Annotated in this window: 14 protein-coding genes and 7 pseudogenes; all 21 read left to right on the top strand. The window is 59.3% G+C overall.

Features of this window, described 5'->3' with window-relative positions:
• Nucleotides 1-1,246, top strand: a pseudogene (locus ASC85_RS33405) (DUF6531 domain-containing protein); the annotation flags it as partial.
• A gap of 1 nt (nt 1,247) precedes the next feature.
• A pseudogene (locus ASC85_RS34020) lies at nt 1,248-1,578 on the top strand (hypothetical protein); the annotation flags it as partial.
• Nucleotide 1,579: 1 nt separating this feature from the next.
• Nucleotides 1,580-2,044: pseudogene (locus tag ASC85_RS33385) on the top strand (hypothetical protein); the annotation flags it as partial.
• Between the two features lies 1 nt (nt 2,045).
• Nucleotides 2,046-2,799: pseudogene (locus ASC85_RS33380) on the top strand (type IV secretion protein Rhs); the annotation flags it as partial.
• Nucleotide 2,800: 1 nt separating this feature from the next.
• Nucleotides 2,801-3,072, top strand: a pseudogene (locus tag ASC85_RS33375) (hypothetical protein); the annotation flags it as partial.
• A gap of 1 nt (nt 3,073) precedes the next feature.
• Nucleotides 3,074-3,401 (top strand): annotated as a pseudogene (locus ASC85_RS33370) (hypothetical protein); the annotation flags it as partial.
• Between the two features lies 1 nt (nt 3,402).
• A pseudogene (locus ASC85_RS33365) lies at nt 3,403-3,937 on the top strand (RHS repeat domain-containing protein); the annotation flags it as partial.
• A gap of 1 nt (nt 3,938) precedes the next feature.
• On the top strand, nt 3,939-4,593 hold a 655-nt coding region (locus tag ASC85_RS33360), incomplete at its 5' end, for an RHS repeat-associated core domain-containing protein (RefSeq protein ID WP_330219826.1).
• Nucleotides 4,590-4,985 carry a hypothetical protein gene (locus tag ASC85_RS31910; protein ID WP_080570013.1) on the top strand — a complete coding sequence of 132 codons (396 nt, stop codon included), beginning with the start codon at nt 4,590-4,592 and terminating at the stop codon, nt 4,983-4,985. The genes ASC85_RS33360 and ASC85_RS31910, both read left to right, overlap by 4 nt.
• A gap of 221 nt (nt 4,986-5,206) precedes the next feature.
• Nucleotides 5,207-5,605: a hypothetical protein gene (locus ASC85_RS31905; protein ID WP_080570012.1), complete on the top strand. Its 399-nt coding sequence runs from the start codon at nt 5,207-5,209 to the stop codon at nt 5,603-5,605.
• Nucleotides 5,606-5,808: 203 nt separating this feature from the next.
• Nucleotides 5,809-6,129 carry a contact-dependent growth inhibition system immunity protein gene (locus ASC85_RS32425; protein WP_156395728.1) on the top strand — a complete coding sequence of 107 codons (321 nt, stop codon included), beginning with the start codon at nt 5,809-5,811 and terminating at the stop codon, nt 6,127-6,129.
• Between the two features lie 536 nt (nt 6,130-6,665).
• Nucleotides 6,666-6,956 (top strand): hypothetical protein, encoded by a 291-nt coding sequence (locus ASC85_RS28410; RefSeq protein WP_057452284.1) that lies wholly within the window; start codon nt 6,666-6,668, stop codon nt 6,954-6,956.
• 146 nt (nt 6,957-7,102) lie between these two features.
• Nucleotides 7,103-7,483: a hypothetical protein gene (locus ASC85_RS32420; protein ID WP_156395727.1), complete on the top strand. Its 381-nt coding sequence runs from the start codon at nt 7,103-7,105 to the stop codon at nt 7,481-7,483.
• Between the two features lie 88 nt (nt 7,484-7,571).
• Nucleotides 7,572-7,874: a hypothetical protein gene (locus tag ASC85_RS31900; protein WP_430458888.1), complete on the top strand. Its 303-nt coding sequence runs from the start codon at nt 7,572-7,574 to the stop codon at nt 7,872-7,874.
• A 709-nt stretch (nt 7,875-8,583) separates the two neighbouring features.
• Nucleotides 8,584-9,837 (top strand): cystathionine gamma-synthase family protein, encoded by a 1,254-nt coding sequence (locus tag ASC85_RS28405; protein WP_057452283.1) that lies wholly within the window; start codon nt 8,584-8,586, stop codon nt 9,835-9,837.
• A 134-nt stretch (nt 9,838-9,971) separates the two neighbouring features.
• Complete coding sequence (locus tag ASC85_RS28400; RefSeq protein ID WP_057452282.1) at nt 9,972-11,402, top strand: amino acid permease; 1,431 nt, start codon at nt 9,972-9,974, stop codon at nt 11,400-11,402.
• Nucleotides 11,403-11,460: 58 nt separating this feature from the next.
• Nucleotides 11,461-12,345 (top strand): LysR substrate-binding domain-containing protein, encoded by an 885-nt coding sequence (locus tag ASC85_RS28395; protein ID WP_003205954.1) that lies wholly within the window; start codon nt 11,461-11,463, stop codon nt 12,343-12,345.
• 20 nt (nt 12,346-12,365) lie between these two features.
• Nucleotides 12,366-13,730, top strand: coding sequence for a threonine synthase (gene thrC, locus ASC85_RS28390; RefSeq protein ID WP_057452281.1), 1,365 nt, complete (start codon nt 12,366-12,368; stop codon nt 13,728-13,730).
• 11 nt (nt 13,731-13,741) lie between these two features.
• The gene (locus tag ASC85_RS28385; protein ID WP_057452280.1) at nt 13,742-14,179 is read left to right on the top strand and encodes an Lrp/AsnC family transcriptional regulator; all 438 of its coding nucleotides are present in this window, start codon (nt 13,742-13,744) and stop codon (nt 14,177-14,179) included.
• An 880-nt stretch (nt 14,180-15,059) separates the two neighbouring features.
• Nucleotides 15,060-16,118 carry a homoserine dehydrogenase gene (locus ASC85_RS28375; RefSeq protein WP_057452278.1) on the top strand — a complete coding sequence of 353 codons (1,059 nt, stop codon included), beginning with the start codon at nt 15,060-15,062 and terminating at the stop codon, nt 16,116-16,118.
• On the top strand, nt 16,115-17,527 hold the full coding sequence (locus tag ASC85_RS28370) for an aldehyde dehydrogenase family protein (RefSeq protein ID WP_057452277.1): 1,413 nt from the start codon (nt 16,115-16,117) through the stop codon (nt 17,525-17,527). Before ASC85_RS28375 ends, ASC85_RS28370 begins: the two co-directional genes overlap by 4 nt.
• Nucleotides 17,528-17,625: the final 98 nt, after the last annotated feature.

Below are 17,625 nucleotides of genomic sequence, written 5' to 3'. Positions count from 1 at the left end.
ACCAGCGGCTGTCCGGTGTCGATGGTCACTGGCGAAGAGCTGCTGACCCTCGACGATGGCACCCTCGATGGCCGCTTGCCGTTCGTCTTCACCCGTTTGTACCGCACCAGCGCCGCCGACCTGGACGCCGGCCTCGGGCGCGGTTGGAGCCATGCCCTGGCCCATCGCTTGGAACTCGAGGGCGAGCAGGTCACCTGGGTCGACCAGGAAAATCGCCGCACGACCTTTCCGCTGCCCAGCGCCCAGCGTCCGGCGATCCACAACAGCCTGGCCCGCGCGGCGATCTACCTGGGCACCGAGGCGGACGAACTGATCGTCGCCCAACCCGGCGAAAACGCCCCATTCCTGCACTTTCGCGACGGCCACCTGAGCGGCCTCAGCGACCGTTACGACAACCGCCTGACCCTCCAGCGCAACATCCATGGCGACATCAGCCGCCTGGACAACGGTGCCGGGCGCGCCCTGCGCCTGCGTTACGAGCAGCGCCACCTGATCGCCGTCGATCTCCAGCGCAACATCCATGGCGACATCAGCCGCCTGGACAACGGTGCCGGGCGCGCCCTGCGCCTGCGTTACGAGCAGCGCCACCTGATCGCCGTCGAYTACCAGAGCTTCCATCCCGCYATCACCCTCGACGAAGCCTGGCGGACCGAACAGACGCTGRTGTCCTACCGCTACGACGGACGTTTCCGACTGATYGAAGCGACCAATGCCGCCGGTGAAAGCGARCGCTACGACTACGACGACCAGCACGTCATCCTCCAGCGGCAACTGGCCGGCGGGGCGAGTTTCTACTGGGAGTGGCAAGGCGTCGGGCCGGCGTCTCGCTGCGTACGGCAYTGGGCCTCGTTTGCGCAGATGGACAGCCGCTACACCTGGGGCGAAGACGGCAGCGTCACGGTCCAGCACCTGGATGGTAGCCAGGAGGTATATGTCCACGACGAGCGGGCGCGGCTGGTGCGCAAGGTCGAGCCCGACGGCGGCGAGCACCTCAAGGCCTACGACGAACAGGGCCGGCAGCCAGGAGGTATATGTCCACGACGAGCGGGCGCGGCTGGTGCGCAAGGTCGAGCCCGACGGCGGCGAGCACCTCAAGGCCTACGACGAACAGGGCCGGCTGATTGCTGAACAGGACCCGCTGGGCGCCGTGACCGAATACCGCTACGACGAGGTCGGACGGCTGGTGGCGCTGCTTCCCCCGGACGAGACGCCGACGTCCTACGAATACCGCAACGGTTTCCTGCACNTGACCGAATACCGCTACGACGAGGTCGGACGGCTGGTGGCGCTGCTTCCCCCGGACGAGACGCCGACGTCCTACGAATACCGCAACGGTTTCCTGCACGCTCGGCATCGTGGCAAAGCCGTGTGGACCTATCGGCGCAATACGCGGGGGGACGTGATCGTCCTCATCGATCCGGATGGCCGGCGCACGGAATATGCCTACGACGCCCATGGGCAACTGCTGGCGACGTATGACCCGGACGGTGGCGAACATCGCTTCACCTGGAGTCGCCTGGGCCAACTGACCGAAGAGATCCTGCCCGACGGCGGTCGCCGGTGTTTTTCCTACGACGCNCCCGGACGGTGGCGAACATCGCTTCACCTGGAGTCGCCTGGGCCAACTGACCGAAGAGATCCTGCCCGACGGCGGTCGCCGGTGTTTTTCCTACGACGCCCTGGGGCGTTTACTCAGCCGCCAGGACGAACACGGCGCGCTCACGCACTACCAATGGGACGCCGTCGGCCGCCTGCTGCAGGTGACCTTGCCCAACGGTGCCACCCGGACCTGGCTCTACAACGCCTACGGCAAGGTTACCGCCGAGTGCGATGAACAAGGGCGGGTCACCCGCTACGAATACGCCGACGACCTRCACCTGGTCAGCCGCCGGCTGAACCCCGACGGCAGCGAGCTGAAGTACCGCTACGACTCGGCGCGGCTGTTGCTGACCGAAATCGAAAACGAATCCGGCGAAAAATATCAGCTGGACTACACGCCCAACGGCTTGATCCGACAGCAAGTCGGCTTCGACGGCCAACGCACNGCTGACCGAAATCGAAAACGAATCCGGCGAAAAATATCAGCTGGACTACACGCCCAACGGCTTGATCCGACAGCAAGTCGGCTTCGACGGCCAACGCACCGCCTACGCCTACGACCTCAACGGCCACCTGCTGGAAAAAACCGAACACGGCGAGGACGGTTCACAACGGCTCACCCAGTACCAGCGCGACGCGGCCGGGCGGCTGCGGGTCAAGACCTTGCCCGACGGCCAGGCCATCGAATACCGCTACGACGAACTGGGCCGGCTGGTCCACGTCAACGACGGCAGCGATCATCCGTTGGCCTTCGAGTACGACGCCCAGGATCGGCTGGTCTGCGAGCACCAGGGCTGGGGCACCCTGCGTTATCGCTACGACGCCTGCGGGCGCCTCAACCATCTGCGCCTGCCGGACGACAGCCAGCTCGACTACCACCATGCCCCGGGTGGCGCACTGACCGCCATCGACCTCAACGGCTCGCGCCTGACCGAACACCGCTTTGTCGGCGGTCGCGAACGGCAACGTCAGCAAGGCCGGCTGCTCAGTGACTACACGTACGACGAACAGGGCCGCCTCAAGGCCCAGACCGTGTGGCAGAGCCAACAGCAGCAACTGTTCTGGCGCGATTATGCCTACAGCGCCAAGGGCAACTTGCAGACCCTTTCCGACAACCGAAACCGCCGCAGCTACCAGTACGACCCGCTGGATCGCCTGACCCGCATCGATTTTTCCCACAGCGAACCGCCGGAACACTTCNACCCTTTCCGACAACCGAAACCGCCGCAGCTACCAGTACGACCCGCTGGATCGCCTGACCCGCATCGATTTTTCCCACAGCGAACCGCCGGAACACTTCTGCCACGACCCGGCCGGCAACCTGCTGATGCAGGACCGCCCCGGCCCGACCACCCTCAAGGGCAACCGCCTGCTGAAGGAGGGCGACCGCCACTACGACTACGACGCCTTCGGCAACCTGCTCCGCGAACGCCGCGGCCAGGCCCTGGTCAGCGCCTACCGCTACGACAGCCANGAAGGAGGGCGACCGCCACTACGACTACGACGCCTTCGGCAACCTGCTCCGCGAACGCCGCGGCCAGGCCCTGGTCAGCGCCTACCGCTACGACAGCCAGCACCGCCTGATCGGCGTCACCACGGCGGACGGGCGCGAAACGTCCTACCGCTACGACGCCTTCGGCCGACGCATCAGCAAGACCGTGGACGRCCTGACCACGGAGTTTTTCTGGCAGGGCGACCAGGTCRTCGCCGAAAACAGCCCACGCCACCACCGCAGCTACGTCTACGAACCCGGCACCTTCCGCCCACTGGCGATGCTTGATGGCGAAGGCCCGGAAAAAGCCNATCGCCGAAAACAGCCCACGCCACCACCGCAGCTACGTCTACGAACCCGGCACCTTCCGCCCACTGGCGATGCTTGATGGCGAAGGCCCGGAAAAAGCCACGCCGTTCTACTACCACCTCGACCACCTGGGCACGCCCCAGGAACTGACCAGCTACAGCGGCCAGATCGTCTGGTCAGCGCGCTACAACGGCTACGGCAAACTCACCGAACTCCAGCACGGCGGCGGCGAACAGCTTGAGCAACCTTTGCGCTTCCAGGGCCAATACTTCGACCCGGAAAGCGGACTGCACTACAACCGTCACCGCTACTACAATCCCGAGACTGGCCGCTACCTGACGCCTGACCCGAGCAAACTGGCGGGAGGGCTCAATGGGTACCGGTACACCCTGAACCCGACGGGGTGGGTGGATCCGTTGGGGTTGGTGGATTGTCCGGGGAAGGGTGGGTGTAGGCCGGCGGTTGGGGAGCAGGATCCGGCGGCGAAGGTCGGGGTGGATGAGGGAGAGCCACCACCTCCGGCACCACCAAAACCAGNGGAAAGCGGACTGCACTACAACCGTCACCGCTACTACAATCCCGAGACTGGCCGCTACCTGACGCCTGACCCGAGCAAACTGGCGGGAGGGCTCAATGGSTACCGGTACACCCTGAACCCGACGGGGTGGGTGGATCCGTTGGGGTTGGTGGATTGTCCGGGGAAGGGTGGGTGTAGGCCGGCGGTTGGGGAGCAGGATCCGGCGGCTAAGGTAGCTGCTGATCAAACGGAACCTAAACTACCTACTCCTAAAAAAGAGGAGGATTTCTTATATCGTGGTGATGAGCGAAATCCCGAAGACGTTTTTGAACATGGCTTTAAAAGCAAAGGTAAAAGCAAAAATTTGTTCTTGCATTCTATGGATAGTGACTCGCCTCCTAGTTATTACATTAGTACCTCCTACTCAAGAGATGTGGGGAAGAGGTTTGCTACCGGTGAGTACACTAAAATAGGGTATTTATACACGTTGCAAAAAATTCCAGGGCACGATTTGCAAAAAGAGCTAGGGGGCGCATATTTGTTTGGGGCTGAAAAAGAAATTGCAATTCCAGGTCGTATAAAAAATGAAGATGTGCTTGGTGCGACCTTGATACTTGATAACGGAAAAGAGTTTGGCTACTCCATACCTAATCCTAATAGGAGAATAAAAAAATGATTTCTAAGGTGGAGGTATATGTCTCTAGGGGGGGAGAAAAGGAAAAGACTTGCCTTGTGTGCGATTCTAAGAGTATCGCAATAACTTTTTCTGTGGCAGATGGTGTTGATAGAATATATTCTGGTGGCAATTTTTATAAATGTTTTGCGAGTCTTAGGCGAGACAATCCGGATGTGATTTTCTTTTGTAAAGGTGCTAAGAAAAATGTTCATCCGTCTGGGATGTCGGCACAGATGTCGCTTGGGCTAAAAGCGTATGAGCTGAGCATGGGTGTCACCCCATCGCTCGATGATATTGTTTATATATTTGACTATGATGAAAATAACTTGGCAAGCGATCCGGGTGAGCAAGAAGTTTTCTTTAGAGAATGGGTTAAGTCTCGTTTGTTATAGCTATGAGTGTGAGATTGCAATTCCTGATCGGATGAGGGCGGAAGATATTATCGGGATCACCCTACTCGTTTGATCGTTCCCACGCTCCTGCGTGGGAATGCATCCCGTGACGCTCTGCGTCACATCCAGAAGCGGAATGCGGAGCGTCCTTGGCGACATTCCCGCGCAGGAGTGTATGGATTCTGTAGGGCACTCAATATCCAATTTTGACAGGTGGTGATATGACCTCTAGAGAAGTGGCAGTTGAAATTGATGGTGTCATTAATAAAGCGATCTTTAAATGTAGTCGAAAAAATATAGAGATGACCGTAACGATGCCAGATGGAATAGAAAGAAGTTACACGGCGGCGGATTTGTATTTGTGTCTAGGGATGGTTAGGAAAGATTTTCCGGATGTGAGTTTTTTATGCAAGGGAGCCAAAATCAATGTGCATCCCTCGCGAATGTCTTCGCAAATGGCTGGCGGTGTAGTTGCTTATGAAGTCCGTTGGGGAGAGACAGCGGATGAAAGTGACATAGTCAATATTTTTGATTATGAAGATAAGGATTTAACCAACGATATTACAGAACAGGTTGAATACCATCGGCGGTGGTTGCAATCGTTTAACGCTGGTCCTTGATCGTTCCCACGCTCCCGCGTGGGAATGCATCCCGTGACGCTCTGCGTCACCCTCCAGAAGCGGAACGCGGAGCGTCCCTGGCGACATTCCCACGCAGGAGCGTGGGAACGATCGATAACCACTGTCGGTTGTGGTGTTGGTTATTAGAAAATCTGACAGGTCACCAACCGGATACAATTTACTTACAGGATTTATTGAAAAAAATGAAAGATAAATACCCAGAGCTTTTCCAGTTCTTTGGATGCTACTTTCATCAAGATTGGATGTGCGAGTCATCAGATCCTGATGAAATAATAAGAAATTTTGTTTCGGGCTCTGCGCCTGAAATCGTTGACATGGTTAAAAATGAAATCTCGACACTATTAACAATTAAATTTTGTGATGAAAAAATGAGAGGATTCATTATGGATAAAATGCCTTGCAATTATTGCTATTGGATGGATTGGGCGTCTGGTGAAATGTGGCTAAAGCATATTCTGGACGTAATGAGTCGCACTGATACCTCTCCGCTTGATGGTAACTAGAAGAAGTAGCCGTATGCAGATTGGCAGACTGAGGTGAAGTCGTTTGGGCCGCGCGCTACAACGGCTACGGCAAACTCACCGAGCTCCGGCACGGCGACGGCAAGCGACTGGAACAACCGCTGCGTTTCCAAGGGCGAGACCACGTGCCGACGTCACCACAATTTCCAGTGTGGGAGCGAGCTTGCTCGCGATAGCGGAGTGTCAGTCACCCTCAATGGCAGCTGACCCACCGCCATCGCGAGCAAGCTCGCTCCCACAGGTTTATCAGTGACTTACAGGTCGTGGCTTTGCCCTCAGCCATTAAAAAAACCACCCCTTTGATCGTTCCCACGCTCCTGCGTGGGAATGCATCCCGTGACGCTCTGCGACACATCCAGAGCTGAACGCGGGGTGTTCCTGGCGATGTTCCCACGCAGGAGCGTGGGAATGATCGAATCTAAACTGGAATGGGTCAAAAACCCAAGGCATGGCACGATGGAGCTGACCATCAAGCGGAATCTAAAATTAGAAAATCCAACCTTTAAGCGGAGAAAGTAATGTTAGAGAGAAATAAGGAAATCGTTATTTCCGGGGAGTCTGCACTTGAAGCTCTAGCTGAAATTGAGTTTATTTTGATATCGCTACACAAGATGGGTAGCTACTACGGTGATAAGCCAATTGAAAAGTACCAGCGCGCCACCACGGAGTTCATAGATAATGAAAAAGTAACCCAGAAGCTCGCTAAAATTAGAAGGATCATCAGTGAAGGGTTTGATACAACTCTAGGCGAAGATGATATGGACGATATCGAGCGGCGTATGGAGGGTATTAATTTCTGGAAGCCCTAATAGATTTTTCGTTACGGTGCCTATGAAATGAACAGCAAGCCAACCAAGCACCATTATTATGAGGGGGTATGGACGTATGAGTTGAAGGGGAATGTGATGGGTGTTGACAATACAGTTGTGCGCGTTCCTTTGGCGAATGGCAAAAAATGAAAATAAAAATAGATGAAGTTAGGAGCGTCAGTGGCAATATCTCAGTAGCTTTTTCGACAGATTTTGGAAGCGCGGTCGCGACTTGGTCGGCCGATATTCCGAAAGTCGGTGAACAACATGATGTGGAATTTGAGATAGATGAAGAGTTTGCGTGGGGAAATAATGTCGATGTTTCAGGTGGTCGTTTTTCATTGAGCATAAAGGATAGGGTCATTTTTCTAAGCGCGTCTCTAGTCTCCATGGCTGAGGATGGGGTTGCGATAATTGATATCAATGGAACGAAAACAATGATTGAGTTGGAGGGCTGTCTTATGCGACCTCCGTTTTTTATAAGTCTAAGTTTCGAAAAATTAACCCTTTGCCCAGCTAATTTGTGAGCTGGAAGAATGATGCAACCAGTGACGCTCTGCGTACATCGAAGATGCATTCAGGGATGCTTATAGAATGAAGGGGGAGTGTGTGGGTTTGCATGAAGTAACTAAGCTTGGCGGGACTGTAGTTTTTGATGATCTTTCAAGACTGGATCAATCAAGGGATGTTCTGCTTGGTATAGACGATTTAAAGGAAGATATATTCCAGGCTTCTTTTCCGCTTGAGCAAATAATAGATATTGGTTGGTATCCTGAGTTCTGTGAGAGTGGATGCTTCAGGGTTCTTCTTGTGTCGGGCTGCAACTGGGACTCTCCTGTATGCTCTACAGAAGCTAAGAGTTGGGCTGAACTAGAATGTGCTTTGATAGATACGTTAAAAAAAGTCAAGGTTGCGTGAGGTAAGTATTGGTTGAGTTAAGTGTCGAAAATAAATCAACGAGGGCGGCCCACACAGCAAAAAATCAACGCCGCCCCCAGTGTTATTGATCGTTCCCACGCTCCCGCGTGGGAATGCATCCCGTGACGCTCTGCGTCACATCCACAAGCGGAACGCGGAGCGTCCCCGGCGACATTCCCACGCAGGAGCGTGGGAACGATCGATAACCTGTGGCGGGGGAGCTTGCTTCCGCTGGGCCGTGGTAGGAGCTGCCGAAGGCTGCGATCTTTTGATCTGGATCTTTCGCTTGATACTCAACTGGCTATGGAAAGATCGCAGCCTCGCTTCGCTCGGCAGCTCCTACGGCGTAGCCGAGCGGGGGCAAGCTCCCTCGCCACGATGATTCACACAGCCTTTAAGTCAACGGTCGCCTGTAGAGCAGGCGCTCACGCATTCTCGATGCCACCACAACTCCAGTGTGGGAGCGAGCTTGCTCGCGATAGCGGAGGGTCAGTCACCCTCAATGGCAGCTGACCCACCGCCATCGCGAGCAAGCTCGCTCCCACAGGTTTATCAGTGACTTGCAGGTCGCGACTTCGCCTCCAGCCATTAAAAAAACCACCCCTTTGGCACCGATAACATCGTTTCTCGGCCGCCCGGCTTTTCCCTATATTGGCCCTCAGATCCGGTGGATGGCTCAACGTCCACCCCCTCAGTGTGAGTAGCCTCAATGAACAATAAACCTGACAGCACAGGGCTTGATAACGCGGGAGCAGGGACCCGGGCGGTTTGGGGTGGGGAGCAAGTCAGGCACCCCTACAACGCCACGCAAACCCCTATCGTGGCCAGCGCCGCGTACGGTTATGACGACATCGACGTCTGGTACGACGTCGCCTTGGGCAAGGCCCCCGGCTTTATCTACAGCCGCATGAGCAACCCGACCGTCGAGACCCTCGAAGCCAAGATTCGCGAGCTGGAAATGGCCGAGTCTGCCGTGGCCTTCAGCAGCGGCATGGCGGCGATCAGCAGCGTGCTCTACACCTTCCTGGCCCATGGCGATCGGGTGGTGTCGACCAAGGACAGTTACGGCGGCACCAACAAGATTTTCGAAGAGTTCCTGCCGCGCACCGGCGTGGCGGTGACCTTGTGCGAGACCTTCGATCACGACGATCTGGAGCGTGAAATCGCCAAAGGTTGCCAGGTGCTCTACCTGGAAACCCCCACCAACCCGACCCTGAAAATCCTCGACATCCCGCGTCTGGTAGCAGCGGCCAAGCGTGTCGGCGCCCTGGTGGTGGCCGATAACACCTTCGCCACGCCGCTGAACCAGAGCCCGCTGGCCCTGGGAGTGGACGTGGTGATTCATAGCGCGACCAAGTTCCTCAGCGGCCATGGCGACGTGCTCGGTGGCCTGGTATGCGGCAGCGAAGCCTTGATGGCCCAAGTGCGGCATTACCGGGAAATCAATGGCGCGAGCCTCGACCCGTTCTCGGCGTACCTGATCATCCGCGGCATGAAGACCCTGGCGCTGCGCATGCGCCAGCAACAGCACAGCGCCCGGGCCCTGGCCGAATTCCTCTGCACCGAACCGCTGGTGGAGGCGGTCAATTACCCGGGCTTGCCGAGTCACCCGAACCACGCCGTGGCCTGCGCGCAGATGTCCGGCTTCGGCGCCATCGTCAGTTTTGTCCTGGTCGGCGGCATGGACACGGTCAAGCTGCTGCTGCCGCGCCTGCGCTTCGCCCATTGCGCCGGCAACCTGGGCGCGGTGGAAACCATCTATGGCCCGGCCCGCACCACCAGCCATGTCGAGAACACCTTGGAAGAACGCCTGGCCCTGGGCATCTCCGAAGGCCTGGTGCGGGTTTCGGTGGGCATCGAAGACACGGACGATCTATTGGACGATCTGAAACAGGCCTTCGCCTTCGTCAAAAAGACCCTCAATCCGCAGCTCAATGAAGTCCACATCGAGACCGCAAACTGAAGTTTGAAAGTTGGTACCCCATAACAAGGCTGTGAATGGGGCGTTCATGAATAGGAATAATAATAAAAGCTCAGTGGCGCTTGTCTTACTCGCGCAGACGTAGATGCGCGCCCTGACATTTCATGAGAACAACCATGTCCATAACAGAACAACAAACGAGTACGCGGGCCGGCTTCAAGCAGGAAATGCAGACGCGCCATATCGTCATGCTGGCCTTGGGCGGCGTGATCGGTACCGGCCTGTTCCTGACCTCCGGCTACACCGTCAACCAGGCCGGCCCCATGGGCGCGGTGATCGCCTACATCATTGGCGCGCTCATGGTCTACATGGTGATGATGTGCCTGGGGGAACTGGCGGTGCAGATGCCGGAAACCGGTTCGTTCAGCACCTACGCCACGCGCTTCCTCGGGCCGGGCACCGGTTACACCGTGGCCTGGCTGTATTGGCTGACGTGGACGGTGGCCATCGGTTCCGAATTCACCGCCGCCGGCATCCTCATGACCCGATGGTTTCCCGACACGCCGGTGTGGATCTGGAGCGCGCTGTTCGCCGGCGTGGTGTTCCTCACCAACGTGGTGTCGGTGCGTTTGTTCGCCGAGACCGAGTTCTGGCTGTCGTTGATCAAAGTACTGACCGTGGTGGTGTTCCTGCTGATCGGCGGTGGCGCGATTCTCGGCCTGCTGAACATTGATCAGGCCCACAGCATCGGCTTGAGCAACTTCACCCGCGAAGGACTTTTTCCTACCGGCTTCATGCCGATTGCGATGACGCTGCTGGCGGTCTCCTTCGCGTTCTCCGGCACTGAACTGATCGGCATCGCCGCCGGTGAAACCAAGGACCCGCAACGCAATGTGCCACGCGCCATCCGCACCACCGTGCTGCGCCTGGCGGTGTTCTTCGTCGGGACCATTTTTGTCCTCGCGACGCTGCTGCCCCGCGAGCAAGCCGGTCTGGTGGAGAGCCCATTCGTCACCGTGTTCACCTACATCGGCATTCCGTACTCCGCCGACATCATGAACTTCGTGATCATCAGCGCCCTGTTGTCGGCGGCCAACTCCGGGTTGTACGCCGCCTCGCGGATGCTCTGGACCCTCAGCGACCAAGGCCACCTGCCCAAGCAGTTCTCGGCCCTGACCCGCATGGGCACGCCGCTCAACGCGATCATCGTCAGCATGGCCGGCGGCGCGGCGTCGTTGCTCAGCAGCGTGTTTGCCGCCGACACCATCTACCTGGCGCTGGTGTCGATTTCCGGCCTGGCCGTGGTGGTGGTATGGATGAGCATCGCCGCGAGCCAGATCGCTTTCCGCCGCCACTATGTGGCCAACGGCGGCGACATTCGCCACCTCAAGTTCCGTGTTCGCGGTTATCCGTGGGTGCCGCTGGGGGCGCTGGTGTGCTGCAGCCTGGCGTGTATCGGGATCGCCTTCGACCCTGAACAGCGGGTGGCGCTGTACTTCGGCCTGCCGTTCATCGCCTGGTGTTACTTCGTGTATTACATTACCCGCAAAAGCCGCGAGCGACGCTTGTCGGTTGCCCTCGTGGCACAACCGTCCGACGCGTTCTAAGGCGCGTCGACGGGCGGGCAAACGTGCCCGGTGCGTGGGGGTCAACGAGGTACAGATCATGAAGCAAAAAACGTTGCCCCCGTTGAACTGGCTGCGGGCGTTTGAAGTGTCCGCCCGCTGCCTGAACTTCACCCATGCCGCCGACGAATTGTTTTTGACCCAGGGCGCGGTCAGCCAGCAGATCCGCCAATTGGAAAGCCATCTGGGGGTGGCGCTGTTCAAGCGCTTACCCCGTGGCCTGGGCCTGACCGAGGAAGGCCAGGCCTACCTGCCGGTGGTACAGGACGCGATCACGCGACTGGCGGTGGGCACCAACGAAATCTTTGGCCAGCACAAGCGCCGGCCAATCAAGGTGCGCGGCAGCCTGGCGTTTTTCGTGCACTGGCTGGCGCCGAAACTGGTGGATTTTCGCCAGGCCCATCCCCACGTCGACATTCGCTACATCAGCAACATCTGGGTCAAGGAACTCGATGGCGAAGACGACATGGAAATTCGCTGGGGCCACGGTCAATGGCCCGGCCTGGTGTCGCAACGCCTGACCTGGGACACCTTGTTCCCCGTGTGCTCGCCGGCCTTGATGGCGACGCTGAAAGTGCCGGCGGACGTGGCCAAGCATCCATTGCTGCATGTGCTGGGCTACGAAGAGGGCTGGGGTTACTGGCTGAAAATGGTCGGTGCCGACTCGGTGGATTCCTCGACCGGCATGCAATTCGACACGCTGGTCTGCACCTTGCGCATGGCTGAACTGGGGCAGGGCATCGCCCTGGCGCGCTCGTCGATGGTGAGTGACATGCTCGGCGACGGACGCCTGGTCGAGCCCTTCGCCCAGCGTATCGAAGCCAGCGAATCGTTCTACCTGGTGCGCAGTTCCGGGGCCGAGCAGCACCCGGACGCGGCGCGGTTTTCCACCTGGCTGGTGGAGCAGGCGCATCGCTTTAAATGAACTGTTTTACGGAGTTGACCATGCGCTATGTGAGTACCCGAAATTCAACCGTGCAGGTCGACTTCGAAAAAGTCGTGCTGTCGGCCATCGCCGAGGATGGCGGCCTGTTTGTCCCCGTCACATTGCCGCACTTCGAACCCCAGGACATCGCCAATTGGTCGACCTTGTCCTACGACGAACTGGCCTATCGAGTGATGCGTCCGTTCGTGGGCGAGGCGATCCCCGAGGCCGATTTCAAGCGGGTGCTCAAGGAGGCCGGCAGCCAGTTCAGTCATCGCTCCCTGGCGCCGTTGCATCAGGTGGATCGCAACGAATGGGTCTTGGAGTTGTTCCACGGGCCGACCCGTTCCTCGAAAGATTTTGCCGCGCAATTGCAGGCGCGGTTGGTGCAGTACTTCCTGCGTAAACGCGGGCGTCGCGCCGTGGTGATTGGCGTCACCAACGGCGACACCGGCCTGGCCGCCATCGAGGCTTTCAAACACTGCGACGAGACCGACGTGGTGGTGATTTATCCCGAGGCCGGCGTACCCCAAGACCAGCTTCAAGACCTGCAAGCGACGGCGCATCCGCGGGTTCATCAAGTGGCCGTCGATGGCAGTTTCGATGAATGCCAGACCTTGGTCACCCAACTGTTCCGCCAGCATGAGGCGATCAGTTTCAATTCCAGCAACTGGGTCAGCGTCATGGCGCAGTTGGTGTTTTATTTCCACGCCGTGCTGCAACTGGGCGGCGGTCAGCGGCCCATTGGTTTCAGCGTGCCGGCGGCGAGTTTTGCCGAAGTCTATGCCGGCTACATCGCGCAGAAGATGGGCTTGCCGATCACGCAGATGATCGTCGCCACCAACCAGAATGACGCGCTGCATCAGTTCTTTTTGAAGAACCACTACTCGCGATTGCGCGCCAGCAAGACCCTGTCGCCGGCCATGGATTTGTCGATTTTTTCCAACCTGGAACGGTTTCTCTGGGAGCTCTATGGGCACGACGACCAGGCCGTGAGCGCACTGATGCACACCTTCGAAACCCACGGCGAAATGACCATCGCCAACGAGTTCTGGTTGCAGGCGCGGATGATCATCGACTCGTACGCGGTCAGCGATGAGCAGACGCTGGAGGAGATCACTTCGCTGCATCGCGACACCGGCTACGTCATCGACCCACACACCGCCACCGGTGTGCTCGCGGCGCGCTTGTACCGGCGCAGCCTGGTGGCGCCGATGGTGACCTTGGGCGAGATATCGCCGGTCAAATCGGCGGTGTTGCTCGGCGAGTTGGGGATCCACATCGCGGCGCCACAACGCCCGGTTTCCGAGCATGGCCCGGCGCAGATTCATCGCATCCAGCCGGACGACCTCGGTGCCCTCCATCAACTGCTCGGCGCCCTATAACCGGAGGCCCCATGAAGCGAATGCTCGACCCCCTCGACGAACGCATCATCGCCGAACTGCGCCTCAACGCCCGCGCCGCCCACGCCGAACTGGCGGCCAAGGTCAACCTCTCGCGCAACGCCGTACGCCAACGCATCGAACGCCTCGAACGCGACGGCGCGATCCAGGGCTACACGGTGCGCACCGGCGAGGGCGCGCACGCGTCGTCGAACATCAACGCGGTGATCTTCGTCTACCGCTACGACCGCATGCGCGGCGCCGAGGTATTGCAGGCCCTGCAAGCCATGCCCGAAGTGCTGCAGTGCGATGTGATGAGCGGCGAGTTTGACTTGATGCTGCGGGTCGGCGCGGCGAACCCGGAGCGGGTGCACAAGGTGTGGAAAGAAATCTCGGCGTTGCCGGGGGTGGAGAACACCGTGACGTCGTTTGTGTTGTCGTCGGTGGTCTGAGCCCGGTAGTGCAGATCGTTCCCACGCTCCGCGTTCCGCTTCTGCGAGGTGACGCAGAGCGTCACAGGATGCATGCCCACGCAGAGCGTGGGAACGATCAGGTCGCAGGGGCTGGTATATCGATCGTTCCTCACGCTCCGCGTGGGAATGCCGCCAGGGACGCTCCGCGTTCCGCTTCTGGAAGGTGACGCAGAGCGTCACGGGATGCATGCCCACGCAGAGCGTGGGAACGATNCACGCTCCGCGTGGGAATGCCGCCAGGGACGCTCCGCGTTCCGCTTCTGGAAGGTGACGCAGAGCGTCACGGGATGCATGCCCACGCAGAGCGTGGGAACGATCAGGTCGCAGGGGCTGTGAACGATCATTCCTCACGCTCCGCGTGGGAATGCCGCCAGGGACGCTCCGCGTTCCGCTTCTGGAAGGTGAAGCAGAGCGTCACGGGATGCATGCCCACGCAGAGCGTGGGAACGATCATGTCGCGGGGGCTGTGAACGATCGTTCCTCACGCTCCGCGTGGGAATGCCGCCAGGGACGCTCCGCGTTCCGCTTCTGGGAGGGTGACGCAGAGCGTCACGGGATGCATTACCACGCAGAGCGTGGGAACGATCATGTCGCAGGGCTGTGAACGATCGTTCCTCACGCTCCGCGTGGGAATGCCGCCAGGGACGCTCCGCGTTCCGCTTCTCGAGGTGAAGCAGAGCGTCACGGGATGCATGCCCACGCAGAGCGTGGGAACGATTGAATCCACACCTACCGCTTTGCCCACCCCTTGGTCAAAACGCCCAAAAAATAGAGCAAATTGGCATATTTCACTGCCCACGCCACCTCCCTAACCTAGATCCCAACAACTCCAATCACCCGGATCAAGGACATAACAAAAATGACTGAATACAAACTGGCGCTGGTCGGCTTCGGCGGTGTGAACCGGGCATTGGCTCAACTGATTGCCGAGCGCAACCAACAGTGGAAAACCGAACTCGGCTTCACCCTGAAAATCGTCGGCGTGACCGACCTGTTCCTCGGTTCGGTGATGGACCGCCACGGCCTCGACGCCGCATTGCTGGCCAAACTGCCCACCACCAAAGGCGCCATGGCCCAACTGCCCGGCGGCACCGTCGATGCCCTCAACGAAGCCGTGATCAAAGACTGCGGCGCTGACATCATCGCCGAAGCCACCTTCACCAATCCGGTGGACGGCGAGCCCGCCACCTCGTTCTGCCGCTGGGCTCTGGAGCGCGGCAAACACGTGGTCACCACCAACAAAGGCCCCATCGCCCTGCACGGCGCCGAGCTCAAAGCCCTGGCCCAGCGCAACAACGTCGCATTCGAATACGAAGGTTCGGTGATGAGCGGCACCCCGGTCATTCGCCTCGCCAAACAGTCCCTGGCCGGCAGCTCGATCAGCGGTTTCGAAGGCATCCTCAACGGCACCTCCAACTTCGTCCTCACCTGCATGGAAGGCGGCCTCGGGTTCGCCGAAGCCGTCAGCCAGGCCCAAGCCCTGGGCTACGCCGAAGCCGATCCAACGGCAGACGTCGAAGGCCATGACGTGCGCCTGAAAGTGGTGATCCTCGCCAACGAACTGCTGGACGCCAAACTCACCGTCAACGACGTCACCTGCCGCGGCATCTCCGCCCTCAGCCTCGCCGACATCGAAAAAGCCCGCCACGACGGCGCACGCTGGAAACTCATCGGCGCCGCCACGCGCCAGGCCGACGGCTCCATCAGTGCCAGCGTTGAACCACGCCTGCTGAGCAACGACCACCCATTGGCAAGCATCAGCGGCGCCACCAACGCCGTGTCGTTCACCTCCGAACTGCTCGGCGCCGTCACCGTCTCCGGTCCGGGCGCCGGCCGCACCGAAACCGCCTTCGCACTGCTGTCGGACATCATCCACATCCACCAATCGGCAACCCGCAAACAGGAGCACAACCTGTGAACGTATCGCGCCTGGCCCTGGCGGTCGTCGAACCGCACATCGAAGTCCTCAACCCGTTTGACGGCAGCGTCGTCGGCACCGTCGCCGACGTGTGCGCCTCAGAAGTCCCACACCTGCTCGAGACCGGACGCAACGGCGCAAAAGCCTGCGCCGCCCTCCCACGTCATCGCCGCGCAAGCATCCTCGAACAAGCGGCACTGAACATCGAACGCGACGCCAAAGCCTTCGCCCGGCTGATCGTCGACGAAGCCGGCAAGACCCTCAAACAGGCGGAAAAAGAAGTCAAACGCTGCGTCAACACCCTCAAGCTCTCCGCCGAAGAAGCCAAGCGCAACGCCGGCGAAATCGTACCGTTCGACGCCTACGAAGGCGCCGAATCGCGCCAGGGCTGGTTCACCCGCGAACCCCTGGGCCTGATCGTCGCCATCACCCCCTACAACGACCCGCTGAACCTGGTCGCCCACAAACTCGGCCCGGCCATCGCCGGCGGCAACGCGGTGATCCTCAAACCGTCCGAGCTGGCACCGTTATCGGCGCTCAAACTGGTCTCGTACCTGGTCGCCGCCGGCCTGCCTGAAACCGTGGTCACCGTCGCCACTGGCGGCGCGGAACTGGGCAAAGCCCTGGTCGCCGCCCGCGACGTGCGGATGATCTCCTTCACCGGCGGCTTCGTCACCGGCGAACAAATCGCCCGCACCGCCGGCCTGAAAAAACTCGCCATGGACCTCGGCGGCAACGCCCCCGTCATCGTCATGGGCGACTGCAACCTCGACGCCGCCGTCGACAGCTGCGTCTCCGGCGCCTTCTGGGCCGCCGGGCAAAACTGCATCGGCACCCAACGCCTGCTCATCCACGCACCGATCTACGAAGCCTTCCGCGAACGCTTCGTCAACCAGGCCCAAGCCCTCGTCGTCGGCAACCCACTGCTCGCCAACACCGACATCGGCCCGATGATCACCCAACAAGCCGCGCAGAACGCCGAACAGGTGGTCAACGAAGCCCTGCAACAAGGCGCCACCTTGCTCTGCGGCCACCGCCGCCAAGGCACCTGCTACGCCGCCACCGTCCTGGAAAACGTCGATCATTCCAGCCGACTCTGGCGCAACGAAGCCTTCGCGCCGGTGGTGGTGTTGCAGCCGTTCGACACGTTCGATGAAGCCATCGCGTTGGCGAACGAACCTGAATACGCGCTTCACGCCGGGATCTTCACCAACGACCTCAGCACCGCGATGAGCGCTGCACGACGGATCGAGGCGGGGGGCGTGATGATCAATGACTCCTCGGATTTCCGGTTTGATGCGATGCCGTTTGGCGGTTCCAAGTACGGGAGTTTGGGCAGGGAAGGGGTGCGGTTTGCGTATGAGGAAATGACCCAGCCGAAGGTGGTTTGTTTGAATACGTTGGGTTGATGGGTCAGGTCGTTGGCGTCGGGCAGGTTGGTCACCTGCCCGTTTTTTTTGCGGCATCCAAAAAAGCCTCGATTCTTGCGTTTCACAAATATTTTTCA

The sequence above is a fragment of the Pseudomonas sp. Root401 genome, assembly GCF_001425105.1.
GTDB lineage: Bacteria > Pseudomonadota > Gammaproteobacteria > Pseudomonadales > Pseudomonadaceae > Aquipseudomonas > Aquipseudomonas brassicacearum.
Note: the sequence above shows the minus strand (reverse complement) of the source record. Positions and strands in the feature narration are given on the sequence as shown.